Origin of the sequence: Nocardia kruczakiae NBRC 101016, from assembly GCF_001612965.1 — a bacterium.
GTDB lineage: Bacteria > Actinomycetota > Actinomycetes > Mycobacteriales > Mycobacteriaceae > Nocardia > Nocardia kruczakiae.
In genome coordinates, this window is sequence record NZ_BDBL01000027.1 from 54,850 (window position 1) to 70,512 (window position 15,663).

Annotated in this window: 21 protein-coding genes and 1 riboswitch; of the genes, 10 read left to right on the plus strand and 11 right to left on the minus strand. The window is 69.4% G+C overall.

Annotation, left to right across the window (positions count from 1 at the left end; all coding sequences use genetic code 11):
- Window positions 1–68: 68 nt before the first annotated feature.
- Window positions 69–740, plus strand: coding sequence for a hypothetical protein (locus NK1_RS19935; RefSeq protein WP_157104358.1), 672 nt, complete (start codon window positions 69–71; stop codon window positions 738–740).
- Here the strand turns inward: NK1_RS19935 and NK1_RS19940 are convergent.
- Window positions 676–1,449: a 1-acyl-sn-glycerol-3-phosphate acyltransferase gene (locus NK1_RS19940; RefSeq protein ID WP_063010712.1), complete on the minus strand. Its 774-nt coding sequence runs from the start codon at window positions 1,447–1,449 to the stop codon at window positions 676–678. The two genes, NK1_RS19935 and NK1_RS19940, sit on opposite strands and share 65 nt — an antisense overlap.
- 170 nt (window positions 1,450–1,619) lie before the next feature.
- Here NK1_RS19940 and NK1_RS19945 point away from each other — a divergent pair, with 170 nt between their 5' ends.
- A complete protein-coding gene (locus NK1_RS19945; protein ID WP_063010714.1) occupies window positions 1,620–2,000 on the plus strand; it encodes a DUF488 domain-containing protein in 381 nt (126 codons plus the stop codon).
- Window positions 2,001–2,030: 30 nt separating this feature from the next.
- On the opposite strand, the gene NK1_RS19950 is transcribed toward NK1_RS19945, so the two are convergent.
- From NK1_RS19950 to NK1_RS19960, 3 genes are read right to left on the minus strand one after another with little or no spacing between them, the layout of a single operon-like run.
- Complete coding sequence (locus NK1_RS19950) at window positions 2,031–2,588, minus strand: histidine phosphatase family protein (RefSeq protein ID WP_063010716.1); 558 nt, start codon at window positions 2,586–2,588, stop codon at window positions 2,031–2,033.
- Entirely contained in the window at window positions 2,585–3,439 is an 855-nt protein-coding gene (locus tag NK1_RS19955; RefSeq protein ID WP_063010718.1) for a CbtA family protein, read from the minus strand. The genes NK1_RS19950 and NK1_RS19955 overlap by 4 nt, the downstream gene beginning before the upstream one ends.
- Window positions 3,440–3,460: 21 nt before the next feature.
- On the minus strand, window positions 3,461–3,676 hold the full coding sequence (locus NK1_RS19960) for a CbtB domain-containing protein (protein WP_036510848.1): 216 nt from the start codon (window positions 3,674–3,676) through the stop codon (window positions 3,461–3,463).
- Between the two features lie 36 nt (window positions 3,677–3,712).
- Window positions 3,713–3,853: riboswitch (cobalamin riboswitch) on the minus strand.
- A gap of 114 nt (window positions 3,854–3,967) precedes the next feature.
- Here NK1_RS19960 and ligD point away from each other — a divergent pair.
- Complete coding sequence (ligD, locus tag NK1_RS19965) at window positions 3,968–4,912, plus strand: non-homologous end-joining DNA ligase (RefSeq protein WP_063010720.1); 945 nt, start codon at window positions 3,968–3,970, stop codon at window positions 4,910–4,912.
- Window positions 4,913–5,125: 213 nt separating this feature from the next.
- On the opposite strand, the gene NK1_RS19970 is transcribed toward ligD, so the two are convergent.
- Window positions 5,126–6,205, minus strand: a complete 1,080-nt coding sequence (locus NK1_RS19970) for an NAD-dependent epimerase/dehydratase family protein (RefSeq protein WP_036510960.1) — start codon at window positions 6,203–6,205, stop codon at window positions 5,126–5,128.
- A 5-nt stretch (window positions 6,206–6,210) separates the two neighbouring features.
- The gene (locus NK1_RS19975; protein WP_063010843.1) at window positions 6,211–7,563 is read right to left on the minus strand and encodes a cytochrome P450; all 1,353 of its coding nucleotides are present in this window, start codon (window positions 7,561–7,563) and stop codon (window positions 6,211–6,213) included.
- Window positions 7,564–7,797: 234 nt separating this feature from the next.
- Here NK1_RS19975 and NK1_RS19980 point away from each other — a divergent pair, with 234 nt between their 5' ends.
- From NK1_RS19980 to NK1_RS19995, 4 genes are all read left to right on the plus strand, one after another.
- On the plus strand, window positions 7,798–8,148 hold the full coding sequence (locus tag NK1_RS19980) for a hypothetical protein (RefSeq protein WP_063010722.1): 351 nt from the start codon (window positions 7,798–7,800) through the stop codon (window positions 8,146–8,148).
- A gap of 93 nt (window positions 8,149–8,241) precedes the next feature.
- Window positions 8,242–8,733, plus strand: a complete 492-nt coding sequence (locus NK1_RS19985) for a Dps family protein (protein ID WP_063010724.1) — start codon at window positions 8,242–8,244, stop codon at window positions 8,731–8,733.
- On the plus strand, window positions 8,712–9,752 hold the full coding sequence (locus tag NK1_RS19990) for a beta-propeller fold lactonase family protein (protein WP_063010726.1): 1,041 nt from the start codon (window positions 8,712–8,714) through the stop codon (window positions 9,750–9,752). Before NK1_RS19985 ends, NK1_RS19990 begins: the two co-directional genes overlap by 22 nt.
- 11 nt (window positions 9,753–9,763) lie before the next feature.
- Complete coding sequence (locus NK1_RS19995) at window positions 9,764–10,114, plus strand: hypothetical protein (protein WP_063010728.1); 351 nt, start codon at window positions 9,764–9,766, stop codon at window positions 10,112–10,114.
- On the opposite strand, the gene NK1_RS20000 is transcribed toward NK1_RS19995, so the two are convergent.
- Genes NK1_RS20000 through NK1_RS20015 form a run of 4 tightly spaced genes read right to left on the minus strand, consistent with a single transcriptional unit; the run spans window position 10,084 to window position 13,074 of the window.
- Window positions 10,084–10,362, minus strand: coding sequence for a hypothetical protein (locus tag NK1_RS20000; RefSeq protein ID WP_063010730.1), 279 nt, complete (start codon window positions 10,360–10,362; stop codon window positions 10,084–10,086). The genes NK1_RS19995 and NK1_RS20000 overlap by 31 nt on opposite strands.
- Window positions 10,359–11,849 (minus strand): molybdopterin-dependent oxidoreductase, encoded by a 1,491-nt coding sequence (locus NK1_RS20005; protein ID WP_063010732.1) that lies wholly within the window; start codon window positions 11,847–11,849, stop codon window positions 10,359–10,361. The genes NK1_RS20000 and NK1_RS20005 overlap by 4 nt, the downstream gene beginning before the upstream one ends.
- A gap of 20 nt (window positions 11,850–11,869) precedes the next feature.
- Window positions 11,870–12,292, minus strand: coding sequence for a hypothetical protein (locus NK1_RS20010; RefSeq protein WP_063010734.1), 423 nt, complete (start codon window positions 12,290–12,292; stop codon window positions 11,870–11,872).
- 2 nt (window positions 12,293–12,294) lie between these two features.
- The gene (locus tag NK1_RS20015) at window positions 12,295–13,074 is read right to left on the minus strand and encodes an SDR family NAD(P)-dependent oxidoreductase (protein WP_063010736.1); all 780 of its coding nucleotides are present in this window, start codon (window positions 13,072–13,074) and stop codon (window positions 12,295–12,297) included.
- A gap of 177 nt (window positions 13,075–13,251) precedes the next feature.
- Between NK1_RS20015 and NK1_RS20020 the strand changes: the two genes are divergently transcribed.
- Both NK1_RS20020 and NK1_RS20025 read left to right on the plus strand, forming a co-directional pair.
- A complete protein-coding gene (locus NK1_RS20020) occupies window positions 13,252–13,482 on the plus strand; it encodes a DUF6480 family protein (protein ID WP_063010738.1) in 231 nt (76 codons plus the stop codon).
- Window positions 13,483–13,636: 154 nt separating this feature from the next.
- Complete coding sequence (locus NK1_RS20025; RefSeq protein ID WP_063010741.1) at window positions 13,637–13,909, plus strand: hypothetical protein; 273 nt, start codon at window positions 13,637–13,639, stop codon at window positions 13,907–13,909.
- A 236-nt stretch (window positions 13,910–14,145) separates the two neighbouring features.
- Here the strand turns inward: NK1_RS20025 and NK1_RS20030 are convergent, their stop codons facing one another.
- Window positions 14,146–14,352 (minus strand): hypothetical protein, encoded by a 207-nt coding sequence (locus NK1_RS20030; protein WP_063010743.1) that lies wholly within the window; start codon window positions 14,350–14,352, stop codon window positions 14,146–14,148.
- 195 nt (window positions 14,353–14,547) lie between these two features.
- On the opposite strand from NK1_RS20030, the gene NK1_RS20035 reads away from it, so the two are divergent.
- Window positions 14,548–15,654 (plus strand): glutamate--cysteine ligase 2, encoded by a 1,107-nt coding sequence (locus NK1_RS20035; RefSeq protein WP_063010745.1) that lies wholly within the window; start codon window positions 14,548–14,550, stop codon window positions 15,652–15,654.
- The last annotated feature ends 9 nt before the right edge of the window (window positions 15,655–15,663 follow it).

The window sequence follows — 15,663 nt, forward strand, 5'->3', positions numbered from 1 at the left end:
CTGCTCGGGCGATGTGGGCCGTCCGAGGCGGGGAAGGCAGTGGTGGTTGTGATCGGAACGGAAGTGCTATGTCTGCTGTGTCGCACCGGTATCCAACGAACGCCCACGCGGCGGAATCTCCGAGCGAATGCGCCGTCGCCGAATCCGGCCGGCGCGCGCTGCGATATCAGCTGATCGTGATCGCGGACAACCCGGTCGAGGTCGTCTCGCGCGCCGGCGGGTGGCTGTTCGATCGCGCCGTCGCCGGCTGGGAGGTCACCGTCGCGGTCGATTCACCCGGCGATATCCGGCCACTGACCATCCTCGGGCTGGGTGTGCTCGACCTCGGTTGTGTGTTGCGCTGCCGGCGGCAGGTGCCCATACCGCACGCCTTCGCCGTCGCCGGGGATCTGTCCGCACTGGGCGAACCGGCACGCGAATGGGCGCACCGGTATATCGGCAGCGCCCGCACCGACGTCCGGTTTTGGGGCGAAACCCGTTGCGGCAAAACATCTTTCGCGCAGGCCTCGCCGACGCCGTACGTGCCGAGCCGGGCGGCGCGAGCCTTCAAGGCCTATGCGCTGGAGGCCGTGGGCATGCGGCCACCGGCCCGTGATGTCGAATCCTTTCGCGCGTGGTCGGTGCCGTGGCCGCCGGATCGGGAGTGCGGACGCTGCCTGGCGGTTGACGCGCGCGTTACCGGACGGCGGCGATCGCCCCGTCGAGGGCGCGCTGCATCCGGGTACCGACGACCCGGGTGATCTGGGCCGGTCGTTCCGGGAAATCCGGCAGCGGCTCGTCGAGGTAGAACGTGGCGCGGCCACTGGGGCCGTAGGCCAGGCCGAGGAAGACGAAAACCGGGGCCGCCCCGGCGTTTCGGGCGCGCGCGGCGATGTGGCCGATGCCGGTGCCGATGGTCTGCACCCGGGCCGGATCGGTCTCGTTGCAGGTGCCTTCGGGGAACAGAGCCAGGTCGTCGCCGTCGACCATGCGCCCGACGCAGACGTCCATCAGTTGCTGTCCGGCGGCGTAGGCTGCGCGCGCGCCGTGATCCTTGCCGCGGAACACCGGGATGGCGCCCATGACGTCGATGCGCGAGCGCTGTCCCGGCTCGATGAACAGTTCGTCCTTGGCCAGCACCCGGATGTGGCCGATCCGCGGCCGGAACACGCTGCGCCAGGCGAAGGCGGCGACGGTGCGCGGATCTTCCACGCTCACATGGTTGATCGCGATGATCATGCGGCGGTCGTCGCGGATCAGCTGCCGGATCGCCGCGCGGGCACCCTCGGCATAGCGGACCGCCGGGCGTTTGCGATAGGCGGTGATCGCGTAGAACAGGCGCGCGCGGGTGCGGGGCGCCCGGTGGGTGCGGTAGTACTCGTAGACGGCGTCGCGATTGTCGAATTCGACCGACGGGGGTAGGGCTGGGGGTAGGGCTACGGGATCGGCGGTCGAGATCGGGGCGTTCATTCAACCTACGCTACCGTAACCTACGGCTACGTAGGTAGGGGTCCGCGAACGCGTTCTCGGCGAGCGGGCGAAAGCGGCCGCGCGCGTGATTACCCTCGAATGCGGGAAGGGGACCGGCCATCCCGCGTTGCGGGTGCCGGGTGAGACGGCCGACCGAAGGGAGCAGCGCGATGGCGAGCACACGACCGCGAGTCCAGGTCCGGCGGATCTACGACGATCCCGATCCCGACGACGGGATGCGCGTGCTGGTCGATCGCCTCTGGCCGCGCGGGATGAGCAAGGAGAACGCCCACCTCGACGAATGGTGCAAAACGATCGCGCCCTCCACCGAACTGCGCACCTGGTACGGCCACGACCCCGCCAAATTCGACGAATTCGGTCGCCGCTACCGGGAGGAACTGCACGATCCGGAACGCGCCGCCGACCTGGACCATCTACGCGAACTCGCCGGGCGCGGCATGCTGACTCTGCTGTCGGCCACCAAGCGGATCGACATCAGCGAGGCAGCGGTGCTCGCCGATCTGGTCGAGAAGAAGTCGGCGCCGCACTGAGGTGGACCGGCATGGCCGAACCGCACGATCTCACAGCGGATTCGCGGTGTGCCGCACGGTCCAGGCCGGGCCGCGGCTGTGCAGTGTGGTGGTGCTGAGCGGCGGAATGTCGATGCGCCAGAACGATTCCGGCGGCGCGGCGAGGGCGAGCAGGACACTCGCGCGGACGACGGCGGGATGGGTGGTCGCGACGATGCGGCGTCGGTCCGCGACCACCGTGTCGAGCCAGCCGCGTACCCGGTCGAGCAGGTCGGTGATCGCTTCGCCGCCGTGGCCGCGATAGCCGGGATCCGTCATCCAGGCCATGAGGTCGGCCGGGTCCACAGTGTCCATCGACATGCCCGCCCAGTCGCCGCAGTCGAGGTCGCGCAGGGCGGGTTCGGTGGTTGCGCGCAGGGACAGCAGGGCGGCGGTCGCGGTCGCCCGCAGTTCCGGGGCGGTCAGGACCCGGTCGGCCCGTGGCGTCGCGGGGGTGGCGGCGCCGCGGGGCGGTTCGTCGAGCGGTTCGTCGACCGGGAAGCGGGCCGACCGCATCGCCGCGGTCATGCCGTGACTGATCAGCGTGAGCCGGGTGACGGTCGCGCTCATACCGCCGCTGCCGGCGCGGCCGCGGCGGAGTCGTCCGCGCGCCGGAACAGCCGCGGTGCCAGTGTCGCGAAACCGACGCCGATCACCGACCACAGAATGACCTGTGCGGCAAGGGAATAGAAACGGAAGTAGTACAGATCGTCGGCGGGGAAGCCCGGATAGACGATCCGGCCGCTCGAATCGGTCAGCGGCCGCGGTGTTTCGGTGGCCGCGTCGCCCAGGGCCCGGTTGGCGGCCAGATGCCCGAGTGAGGGCAGCATCGCGGCGATCGCGGTCACTACGACGACGAAGGCCAGGCCCGCGGCGATGGTCGCCGTCCAATTGCCCAGGCGCGCTTGCAGTGCGCGGCCCAGCCATACGGCGCCCACCGCGCAGGCCGCGGCGATCGCCACCATCAGCAGGTACAGGCCGGTGCGCTGCCCGATCGTGTCGGGGTTGCCGATCGAGGGCGGATTGGCCGGATACTTGAAGAACGGCACGGCGTACAACACGCCGAACATGCCGCCCGCCACGCACAGCGCGAGATTGCGCGGGCTCAACGCGCCGACGCGGCCCACGAACAGGCAGTACACGACCGCGAACAGCGCACCCATCGCGGCGCCGAACACGATCATGCCGAAGCCGACGCCGATACTCGCCTGCACCGACCGGGTGAACAGTTCGCCCTCTTCCATGCCGGCCATCGTGTGACCGGCGGCGTGCTCGAGTGTCGTATGCGCCTCGTCGCGCCCGCCCTCGTAGGCGATGGCGCGGTCGATGATCGGCTCGGCCAGAATCCGGGCGAATACGAAGGTCAGCAGCCCGCCGATGGCGCCGACCAGCACGCCGCGGGCGATGATTCGTTTTTCCATCGTGATGGCTCGATCCCGCGGTCAGTGGCAGGGGTAGCCGAGGAAATGCCGTGCGTCGTGGACGAATTCGTGCACGTGCATATCGTCGCCGAAGATCGAGACCGCGCCCTGATCGATACCGATGAAATAGAGGGCGAGCAGCGCCAGGACGGTGGTGCCGCCCAGCCACAGGGCTGTCGTGGGAATGGAGAGTCGCATCGACTCCAGGCCGGACCGGGGAACATAGGACGTCGCCATGTGACTCTCCTCCGGGGATTGCGCGTCCCCGCTCGATGGTGGTTACCACGCGATCCGAGTATCTGACTCGCTTTCCGCCCGGCGGAAGGCTCACAGTGGCGCGACCGTCCCGGATTTGCACCGGGTTCCTCGAATCGTCGCTCGCACAACCATACGAAATCGCGGTCCGGCCGGTCAATCGGGTGGTTGCGAGATCGGGTCGTGACCGAAATGTCAGCGCCGTCGTCGCTGTGAGAGGAGGATTTCAGGGTAGTAACCAGAAAATAGCCATCGATCGAAGGGTGGGCCCTCATGAGCGGATTGCCGCGGTATGCGGCGATGCTGGCCACGGCCGGCGCTCTGCCCGCCGACAGCGCGGCGTGGGCCTACGAAGTGAAATTCGACGGTATCCGCGCCATCGGTTACGTGGATCGGGACCTGCGGCTGATCTCGCGCAACGGCAACGACGTGACCGCTGCCTGGCCGGAACTCGCCGACCTCGCCCCCGCGGCGCCGCCGATCGTCGTCGACGGCGAAATCGTCGCCTTCGCCGCGGACGGGCGTACCTCCTTCGCCGCCCTGCAACCGCGCATGCACCAGCGCAATCCGGCCATGATCCGCGCGCTGACCCGCTCGGTCCCCGCCACCTACCTCATCTTCGATCTGCTGCACATCGGCGACCGGTCGCTGATCGATCTGCCCTACGAGCGACGCCGCCGTTTGCTGGAACAACTCGGCCTGCGCGGCCCGAACTGGCGCATTCCACCCCGGCTGACCGGCACCGGCGCCGACGTCCTGGCCGAATCGGCGCGCTTGGGGCTCGAGGGCATCGTGTGCAAGCGGCTGGACAGCCCGTATCTGCCCGGCCGGCGCAGTCCGCTGTGGACGAAGGTCAAGAACGTCAACGATCAGGAGATCGTCATCGTGGGGTGGCGGCCCGGCGCGGGCCGGCGCGCGGGACGCATCGGCTCACTACTCATGGGCGTGCACGACGAGACCGGGGAATTGGTCTACATCGGCAATGTCGGCACCGGCTTCACACAGGCCATGCTCGATGATCTGCAGAACAAACTGCGGCCGCTGCGGCGGCGGACCCCCACGGTCGCGGCGCCGGTGAAGGACGCGATCTGGGTGGAACCCGAACTGGTGGGCGAGGTGTCGTTCACAGAGCGGACCGGGGACGGGCGCTTGCGTCACCCGTCCTGGCGTGGATTGCGGCCGGACAAGACGCCGGACGAGGTCAACGCTCCCGGTTAGCACGGCGCCGACGACGATCCGGCGTGGTTCGATCTCTTGTCGGTCGGATTACATGGGCATCATCGGGAACATCATGTTCCACATGTCGCGCAGCATCGCCATCATCTGCATGCACATCGTCGCTCACCTCCTACCTGTGGTGTGAATCCCCCACAGGTCCCACGCGGTGGCGAAACGCGTGGTTCAGCATGTGGCCCGGGCCTCCCGGGACATTCACAGGTCCGCGCCCCAGCGGTCGACCGGGTCGCTGCCACCGACACCGGAGGCGAACTCCCGCACCCGCAGACGCCCACCGGCGTCGGACGCCAACGGCGGTGTGGCGCCGCCGGATCCGTGACTCATACCGGTCAGGACCTCGCGCAGGGCGGAGACGGCGTCGACGCGCGGCGCCCAGCCGAGATCGCGCCTGGCGCGGGTGGTGTCCATGATCGGCAGGCGCATCATCGCGTCGAACAGTTCGGGCGGGGCGGGGACCAGGCGCAGGCGCCAGCCGACGGCCAATGCGGCGCGTACGGCCCCGGGCGGTACGGACACCGTCGGCGCGTCGAACAACGCGCCGAGTTTCGCGCGATCGATCACCGGGTCGGCGGCCAGGTTGAACGCGCCGTGCACGCTCGGGTCGACGACGGCGAGACTGTAGGCGCTGCCGATGTCGTCGGCGTGCACCGCCTGCAGTCGCAGACCCGCCGGCACGGGCAGCACCGGGATCAGGGGAGGGCGCAGCACGCTGCCGGGCACCAGCGGGCCCGCGAACAGCCGGCGCTGCTGGCTGGCGGAGGCCTCCTGGAAGGTGAAGGCGGGGCGCATCCGCACCACCCGCCGGTCCGGATGTTCGTTCTCGAACAGGTCGAGCAATCGCTCGACATAGGCCTTCTCCCGCATGTACCCGGCCGGCGGCCAGCCTTCCGTGGACCAGTCCTCGCCGACCGGATCATCATGGTGCACAGGGGAATACGCGCCGACCGACGATGCGTACACCAGCGACGGAACGCCGGCCTGCGCGACCGCGCGCAAGACCCGTTCGGTTCCCTGCACGTTCGCGCGCCAGGTTTCGAGCGGGCGATGCGTCGGCTGGAACACCCACGCGAGATGGACCACCACGTCGGCGCCGCGGAATTCGGTGAGCAGATCGTCGCAGCGCATATCGGCGCGCGCCCACCGCACCCCCTCGGCCGGCTGCCGCGGCAGCCGCCGGGCGAGTCCGACGATCGCGTCGATCTCCGGGCGCCGGGCCAGCGCGGACACGACCGCGGTGCCGACGTTCCCGGTGGCTCCGACCACGACCACACGCATATCCGTCACCTCCCCGCCGGCGAAGGCGACTGTGCCGCTTGGAGTGCGCGCGCCCGCGCGGCGAACTCGATGCGGAAGTTGTCGAAGGTGATCGGCAGCGCCGCCGAGGGGGTGGGCCGCGGGTGCGAGCGCAGCTCCAGATCCAGTTCGTCGATCAGATGCGCCAGCAGGCTCGTGGTGAGGAACAGGACCAGATCGCGACCGGGGCATCGGGCCGGGCCGGCGCTGAACGGCACCAGCTGCGGGTACCGCTCGGCGCGTCCGTCGAGCCAGATATCGGGTTCGAAGGTGTGCGCGAACGGCAGGGTTTCCGGGTCGCGGTGGAAGGCCGGTACCGGGATGAGCAGGGCCGCGCCCGCCGCCACGGTGCACCGGTCGTCGCCGCGGCCCCATGCAGTGTCCTCGGTGGTGTCGCGCAATATCGCCGGGGTGGTCGGCCACAGCCGCACCGACTCCAGGATGCAGGCACGCAGATACGGCCGTGGCATGGCGCGCTCGGGCTCCTGCGCGTCCAGCCGTGCGCGGGCGAGCTGCTCGGGATGGGTGGACAGTACGGCGAGGGCACGGATGGTCGCCATACCGGCGGCGTCGAAGGCGAACAGCCAATGCGGGATCTGCCCGACCGGATCGACCGTGCCCGCGGCCGGCAGGTGCGTCAACGCGCCTGCGAGACTGTCGGTTTCGGCCGACTGCACATAATCGTAGAGTTGCTCGTAGAAGCGCTCGCGCAGCCGTCGATGCGGCCGCGCGAAGTACGACCAGTTGCCCGCCGCGCGCAGCCGCCACAGCCGATCCGTGATCGAGTCGTCCTCGCGGGCGCGGCGGCCCAGCACGATCCGGCGCACGAGTCGCCACCAGTCGGTGGTGAAATGCGCCGCCCCCAGCCCGCCGCGCTGCATCGCGGTGCGGATCTGCTCGCGGGCGGCATCGGCGACCACCCCGGCGAACGGATCGGCCAGATGGTGCAGCGGCCGGTCGGTGTCGAGCGCCTGTTCGTTCAGGCGGCGGCGCTGTTCGCGGGCCGCACCCTCGGAGATGAGCACCCCGTGCGGCTGGAAGGTGCGCAGTGCGGCGATCTTCTCCCGATTGGCGGGATGGAACGGAGTCGGCGCGCCGTCGAGTATCCGCGAGACGTCGGCGGGCTCCAGCGGCACCAGCACCCGCCGCCCCGGCAGCACCAGTTCGACCGGCCCGCTGCCGAATTCGCGGCGCAGCCGGTGCATCCTGCGGACCGCGCGGTCGTCGGCGCCGAGGCGTTCCAGCACCGCCGTCATGCCGCGGCGCCGGGCGATCACCCCGGCGGCGACCGGTGCCAGCCCCAGATCGGCCAGTGCCGCCGCGGCGCGCGGTCCGGTCAGCCGGTGGGCGGCTCGGCCGGGGGCCGGCGTGGGGCGGACAGGGTCGGCTGAGCTGCGCGAATCGGTGTCGCCGTGTGGATCGAGTTCGCGGTGCACATCGGCCTCCTTTGGTCCTCAGCGACCGCCTACCCGGGAGGGATCGGGCGAAACGAGCGCCCGGGAACCGATCGAATATTCGCGGAGGGGCCGGGTAGTGCCGGGGTGACGAGTACACGAAACGGGCCGGAGGTGAGGATGGCACGCGAGGTCGATCCCCGCTGGAGTGACCCGCCGAGTTTCCGGCGGGCCGTGCGGTACGCGGTCGGCGTGCTGGTGGTGGCGGCGATCGTCGCAGGGGTGGCGCTGGGCTGGGCGGCCTCGCGGGAGCAGTGCGCGAACGCCGATCACGTGGCCTGCGATACCGCGTCGCGGCTGGCCGTCGGTCTGGTACCCGGAATCGTGTTGTTACTGGGCGGCATCGGCGCGTTCGTCATCACCGTGCGGCAGTGGCGCGGCGGACGGCCGTGGCCGGTATGGCAGGGCGCGGGCTGGTTCCTGTTCGCGGTGATGGTGGTGTATCTGGCGATGGCGATGGCCGCAGGCTGAACCCTGCCGCTCGTTTGGAGTCGCCGGCAGCGGGTAGGTCCTGCACGCAAGCAGTCGCCTAGGTGATGACTGTCAGCGAGGAAGGAGACCATCGTGGCCAAGACCTCCACGACCACCGATCCGATCGCGACGGTGCTGGAGCCGGAACAGCAACGGATCGCCGGTGACGCGCTGTGCGCCACCGTCGTCGATCTGATCGATCTGAGCCTGATCGGCAAGCAGGCGCACTGGAATGTGATCGGCCCCCGGTTCCGCACCGTCCATCTGGCATTGGACGAACTGGTCGAGACCGCGCGCGGCTTCACCGACGCGGCGGCGGAACGGGCCACCGCCATCGGCGTCAGCCCGGACGGGCGCGCCCGCACGGTCGCGGAGAGTTCCAGCGCCGAATCGTTCCCCTCGGGGTGGCAGCAGGACGGTGACGTGATCGCGGCGATCGTCGCCTCCCTGGCCGCTGTCGTGCGCCGTCTGCGTGAGCGGATCGACGCGTCGGAGAAGGCCGATCCGGTCACCCAGGATCTGCTCATCGATATCGCCGGCCGGTTGGAGCAGCTGCATTGGATGTGGCAGGCCCAGGCCGCCTGACGCGCGTCCTGCGCCGATATCTGGTTCCGGCGGCGGCCGTCCTGGCCGTCGCCGGTTGCTCCGCGCCGGGGTCGCGACTGGAAGCGCCCGATGCCGTGCGGGTGACACCGATCGGGGCCATCGTGCACGCACCGGTGTGGTCCTACCGGTCGGACGCGCTCGTGGCGCTGGCGCGGGACCGGGTCGTGAAGGTGAACGGACTGGCCGACGGCCGCGGCGATACCGTCACCTCGGCCCGCCTGCGGGGCCTGGGACCGAACCTGCAGATCAGCCCGGTGGACGACGGCGCGGCGCTGGTCAGCGCCACGGATCGGCAAGCCGTGGCCTCGATTCGGCTGTCCGATCTGGTCGATACCGGCACACTGTCCGCGGGTCCGCGGCCGTCGTATCTCGCGCTCGATTCGGGGGAGCGGATGCTGCTGGCGCTCTCCCAGGACGGCGCCACGGTCACGCCGGTGGATCTGCACCGGCGCACCGCATTGACGCCCACGGTCGTGAACGCGGGCCCGGAGGCCCGGCTCGACGGGGCGAACCGCAGTCGCGAAGTGGAGTTCCACGTCTACGGACCCCGGGGCAGCGCGCACTACAAGGGCAGTTCCTCACCCGCGGACCGAACCGGCGCCGACGACGAACCCGTCCTCGCGGCCGCGGGGGACGGCGCGAAGGTCACCCGGTTGTATGTGGCGCGGCCCGGGGGCGAACTGATCGCCCTGGACTCCCGTCGCGACGGATCCGGAAGCGAGACGGTCGGATCCGTCGACCTGGGCGCGCCGATCCGCTATCTGGCCACCGACGACACCCGCATCTACGCCGCCACGGACCGGCAGCTGGTAGTGCTCGAAACCCGCAGCTTCGAGGGATATGCGAACGGAACCATTCCCGTGCTGCGCCGATTCGATCTCCCGGTGCGGCAAGCGCGGGAGCCGGCGTGGTCGGGAATCGCCGTGGGTCCGCATCGGGTCTATCTGACCGTCCGCGACCTGCCCGAGGTGGTGTCCGTGGCCAAGCCGCAACTGTGAGAGGTGTCGTCGTGGCCGACAATCGTTCCGGCACAGTCGATGTCGGTGAGGATCTGGATATTCTGAGCGAACAGCTGCGCGGGTTGCGGGAGTTGGCCGCCGATCCGGATCTGACCGCGGCCGACGGCGTCGTCTACGACTTCGGCATCCGCTGGGGCGCGATGATGTCGGGGCGGCTGCCGCGCGTCGTGTACTACCGGGAGCGCGGTGCGCTGTCGGTGGCCGATCGGGACCGATTCGACCGGCTGATCGAGGAATTCGCCGACGCCGCCACGACGATCGAACGCTTACGGCTGGCCCCGGCGCACACGACCGGTCGCTCCGAGCCCGCTCATTCGGTCACCGGAGGAAGCCACAGCTGATCGTGGCGCATCCGGATTCCGGTGTGCGGCACCGGACATGCGGGATTGGCGCAGGTCAGCGCGACCATATAGGCGTCGAGATCCTCGTCGAGGAACAGGAACCCCAGATACAGCGCGTCGCCGACCCGGAAATCCGTTGCGCCACAGGCTCGGCAGCGTGCGCGCCGGCGGTCGAGGTAGGCCAGGACGCGATCGCGTTGCCGCTGGGTCAGTTCGATGTTCTCCGGCCGCCGGTGGGTCGTCGTCATATCTCGACGTCCTTGTCGTAGTAGATGTTGTCCTCGCGCCAGCCGCCCATGCCGCGGCCGATATGGGAGTAGTCGGAGACGAACTCGATCCGGTCGATCCACTTCGCCATCTTGAAACCGACCTGGTTCTCCACCCGAAGCCGAAGTGGCGCACCGTGTTCGATGGGCAGCGGTGCGCCGTTCATCCGGTAGGCGAGCAGCGTCTGCGGGTTTCCGGCCAGCTCCAGATCCAGCACCTCGTAGAACTGGCCGACGCCGTCGGCGCTCGGATCGTCGCGACCGGTGTCCTGCATGGTGAGGAAGCACAGATATTTCGCGCCCGGCAGGGGGCGGACCCGAGCGACGAGTTCGCGCAGCGGCAGCCCGGTCCATTCGCCGATACTCGACCAGCCCTGCACGCAGTTGTGCAGCACCCGCTGGGTCTGCGGTTCGCCGAGGGCGCGCAGATCGTCCAGGCTCAAGTGCATCGGGTGTTCGACGAGACCGCCGACGTCCAGGCGCCAATCGGCGAAATTGTGTGCGGCCATCACTTTGTACGGCAGCGCCGTCGGCGGTTTCCCGTTCACCCGATGTTCCGGCGAGAGCGCGTGTGTCGAGTAGTCCTGCCGCGAGGTCAGCGGCCGGAGCAAGCCCAGCCGCATCCGGCGCACGAAGGCGCCCAGCACCCGCTGCACCGACCGCGGATCGCGCAGGCTCCACACCGTGGCCGCGATGTGCACCAGCACGATCGCGCCGATGATCACCAGCGACAGCGCGATCGCCCAATTGATGTTGCGGACCTGGCCGAAGATCATCAGCGCGGTCAGCTGACCCCAGCTCCAGAAGAACACCATCGAGACGTGGATGACGATGAACGCGGCGAATGCCAGCAGACCCAGGAAATGCAGGCTGCGCGCCGACTGCCGGCCGCCGAACATCCGCACGAACCACGGAAAACGGGCCTCCACGGCCGGGGATTGTGCTGCGCCGGTGAGTATCTGGAACGGCGCGAGCACGAAGATCACGCCGGCGTAGGCGAGTTTCTGCACCGCGTCGAAGGGCTGGCCCGGCAGTAGCGGCGGCAGGTCGAAACTCATATAGGTCACGATGTCGTGCCACGCCGCGGGAAACAGCGACCACGAGGTCGGAATGTAGCGCCGCCACTGGCCGGTCGCGAACAGCAGGACGTAATAGGCGAGGCCGACGAGTATCCAGCCGGCAACCGTCGCGAAATGCCAGTGCCGGCCCAGACCCAATTTCTTGTGGCCGGGCAGCGCGATCAGTGACGAGTAGCTCTCCTCCTCGTCGAGGGTGTCGTAGAGCTTGTCGGTCGGCATCCGCTTACGGGTGAATCGTGCCCATTCGGTGCCGGGTTTGCTGTCGTCGCGCCAGAAGAGTTTCGGGTAGCTCGACAGGATTTCCACCCCGCTGCGCATTGCGAAGGTCAGAAACAGCACATTGAGCCAGTGTTCGATCCGCAGCCAGGCCGGAAAGTCCAAGGTGGTCATCGCGCGTCACCCGTTCCGGTTCAGTCGTGCCAGTGCTGTCGTTGCGGCCGGGCGACGGTGACACCCAGCACGATCGCGGCGGTCACCGCCAGGAACCCCAGCGCGCAGGTGCCGGCCACACTGCCCGGCGCGCTGTCCCACCAGCCCCGTACCTCGGGCAGGCCGGGGAGTCCGGCGAGCCTGCTGAGCACGTACACCACCAGGAAGGTGAGGGAGGCGAGCCCGCCCAGGGCCCAGCCGGCGCGTGCGGTACGGGCACCGCACACCAGCGCCGCGGCGCCGGCGCACCAGGCGATCAGGATCGCGAAACCCACGCGCAGGTAGGTCGGCAACGCGTCCTCGCGCACCAGCACGTACAGATGCACCCCGCCCAGACCGAGCAACAGCGCCGCCCCGGCCGCGGTGGTCGTGCGAGGAAGGTCGACGGCGGCGTAACGGTCCACGATCAGCGCCCCGAGATGATCTGTCCCGCTTTGGCTTTCAGCGCGTCGGGGACGACGCGCCCGACCAGGCCCATCACCTTCGTGGGCAGCGAGGCGGCGACGACCTTCTGCTCGCCCGCCAGCAGCGCGTCGACCCCCTGGCGGGCGACCTCGGCCGGATCGTCCTTGGGGCCGCGGCCGATGCGGGTGTCCAGCATCTTCGCGCGCCGGAAGAAGTCGGTGTCGGTGGGACCGGGCATCAACGCCGTGACGGTGATGCCCTTGTCGCGCAATTCCTGCCGCAGCGCCTCGGCGAACGACTGCACGAACGATTTCGACGCGTGATACACGGCCTGCTCGGGGCCGGGGATCATGGCCGCGATCGACGAGGTGAACAGCAGCCGGCCCGAACCGCGCGCGGCCATATCGGCGACCACCGGTTTCGCCAGGCGCACGGTCGAGCGCACGTTGAGGTCGATCACCGCGAGCTCGTCGTCGAGGTCGGTCGACAGGAAATCGCCGCCGCGCCCGATACCCGCGTTGAAGGCCACCGCATCGAGTGCGCGGCCGTCCTCGGTGGCCGTGGCATACAGCTGCTCCGGCCCGTTGGCGCTGTGCAGATCGATGCGCAGCGGCCGCACGCGCGCACCGGAACGGCGCAGTGATTCGGCGGCCACGTCGATGGCGGCGTCCTCGGCGGTGATGACCACGTCGTAACCGCGTTCGGCGAACTGTCTGGCGAGCTCGAACCCGATACCGCTGGACGCGCCGGTCACCAGGGCCAGGGGAGGTGTGTCGGTCATACCTCCCGCCTACCCGGCCAGTGCGAACACATACCTGCGCGCGGTCGACTCGCTACCGACATAGGTTTCGCCCGATTTCCCCGCACCGGCGTGGTTGCCCGCGCCGGTGCGGGGTAGGGCTGCAGTGAGAAGCCGACGACGATCAGGGGCGCGTTCGCCCCGGACAGGACGCCCGACATGTCTCCAATGGATCCGGACCCGGCCAAGACTCCGGACCTGGAACCCGGTGGTGGTGTAGCCCCCGGTTCCACTCCGCCCGATACCGCCCAGACCTCGGGTCTCTCGGCGCCGGAGCCGAGCACGCGGCATCATTTCCCGGCCAGCGGGGCGTTGCTGATCGTCATCGTCGCGGCGATCGTGGTGGTGTTCGTCGTCGTCGCGATCGCGCTGATCGTCTCCATGGCCTGACGAGTTCCCGTCCCCCGCCCGACGGTTTTCGGCCCTCTGCGGCCGACCGTGACCGAAACTATATCCGGCTCAGGCGAATTCGCGGTTTCTCCGCGCTCGTGCGCGGGTACTCGCGCTGGTATCGCGTTGGCGCGCGCCGGTGGGAGGTCGCGAGATGTCGGTCGAGCAGAGGGAATACGACGACGACCCGGTGATCGAGGACCCGCGACCCGATGTCCCGGACGCCGATGACCGGCCCGGCCGGGAGCGGATCGTCGGGCTCGCACAGGGCGGATCATGCGGCTCGGCCGGATGGCGCGAGCGGGGCTATCGACCGTATGCGACGCATCGCCCGACGTGTGCCGCGCCACCCGGGTCGGGCGGGCTGACGTCCCGAAAAATCTTCTGGCACAACATTATCGGAGAAATCGGCCGACACCGGCCGTGAAGCCGGTGCCGGCCGTGCGGCAGTTGGCCGGTCGTGCTGGAACTACCGCCCCCGTCCGGAGAGACGATTCGTCGTAGGCCTCGCACCGGCGCACTCCGTTGTGCGGGACCGAATTGCGGCTATCCGTCGCCGTTGACGGATAGGGCGCTACGTCGAATCGTTCTCGGTACAGGAGAGATACCCCGCCTGTTCGACCGTAACCGGCGCGGAATCGCCGATTCGCGGATCGGCTGCGATCAGTCGACCTCGCCGGTCCGGTCGTGTTCGGCGCCCTCCGGCGTGGTGGTTAGCGGGGGTGTCGGTTGCGGGTCGTCGTCGGCGGGGGGTTCGGGATCCCGCCACTCCTCGGCGCGGCTGGAGCGGTTGCCGCGCAGGGTTCCCTGGAGATCGTGCCGTAGTTGGTCGTCCTCGCGCGCACCGTGTTTGGTGTTTCCTCGGTCCATCGTCCTCTCCTTTCGCGGATCAGCGGTGCCGGAGCAGAGCGGCGACACCGTCGCTCGGAGCCGGATCCCGATCGATGGTCACATGCGGCGGCTACCCGCACCCGGCGAGTGAAACCTCGATCCGCGCCGGAATGCGTTTGCCGTTCCGGTCGCCGGGCATCACCGAGCCATGGACTGTGCCGGGCGGGTGAGCCGATGGATGCCGCCGATGTGACGTTCGGGGTCGAGGAGGAATTCCTTCTGGTCGATCCCGTCTCCGGAGCCCCGGTCCCGAAGAATTGCGAGGTCGCGCGGTCGGCGGGCGATGCCGGTATCGATCTGCAGCTGGAACTGACCAGCTGTCAGGTGGAGACCAGCAGCTCCGTGCACACGCGCGTGGACGACCTGCTGCGGGAGCTGCGGCAGTTGCGCGGCGCCGTGGTGCGCGCCGCGGCCGACAACACCGCGCGGCTGCTCGCCACCGGGGTGCCGCCGACCGTGCCCGACGACTATCCGGTCACCGACACGCCGCGCTATCGCCGCATCGAGGAGCAATTCGGCATGCTCGCGCACGAACAGGGGCTGTGCGGTTGCCATGTCCACGTCTCGGTGGACGATCCGGAGACCGCGGTGCAGATCAGCAATCATCTGCGGCCGTGGTTGCCGGTATTCCTTTCGCTTACAGCCAATTCCGCGGTCTACCGCGGAACCGACACCGGCTACGCGAGTTGGCGCAACGTGATGTGGCGGCGCTGGCCGAGTGCCGGCCCGCCGCCGTATTTCGATTCCCGCGCCGACTACGACGCCGCGGTCGAGCTGATGCTGACCTGCGGCAGCATCCTCGACACCGGGATGGTCTATTGGGATATCCGCCGCTCCGTACATTTCCCGACGTTGGAGATCCGGATCAGCGACGTCCCCGTGACGGCCGAGGAATCGGCATTGCTGGCAAGTCTGGTGCGCGCCGCCGTGGTGGTCGGCCGTGCGGAGGTGCGTCACGGACGACCGGCGCCCGCGGTGCCGGCCGCCACCCTGCGCGCCGCCTACTGGAAGGCCGCGCGCGAAGGACTCGACGGCGACGGAGTCGATCCACTGGTCGGGCGGGTGGAACCGGCGCGCATCCGGCTGGCCCGGCTCGTCGAGCACGTCACCCCGGCCCTGCGAGAACTCGAGGAGGAGCAGTTCGTGACCGAGACGATCGCCGCGGTGACGGCCCGCGGCAACGGCGCCCGTCGGCAGGCGGCGGCATTGCGCCGGCGCGGAGCGATCGCCGACGTGGTGGACGAACTGGCCGAGGCGACCGCGGATGGCTGTTCGCCGTAGGGGGGGCTC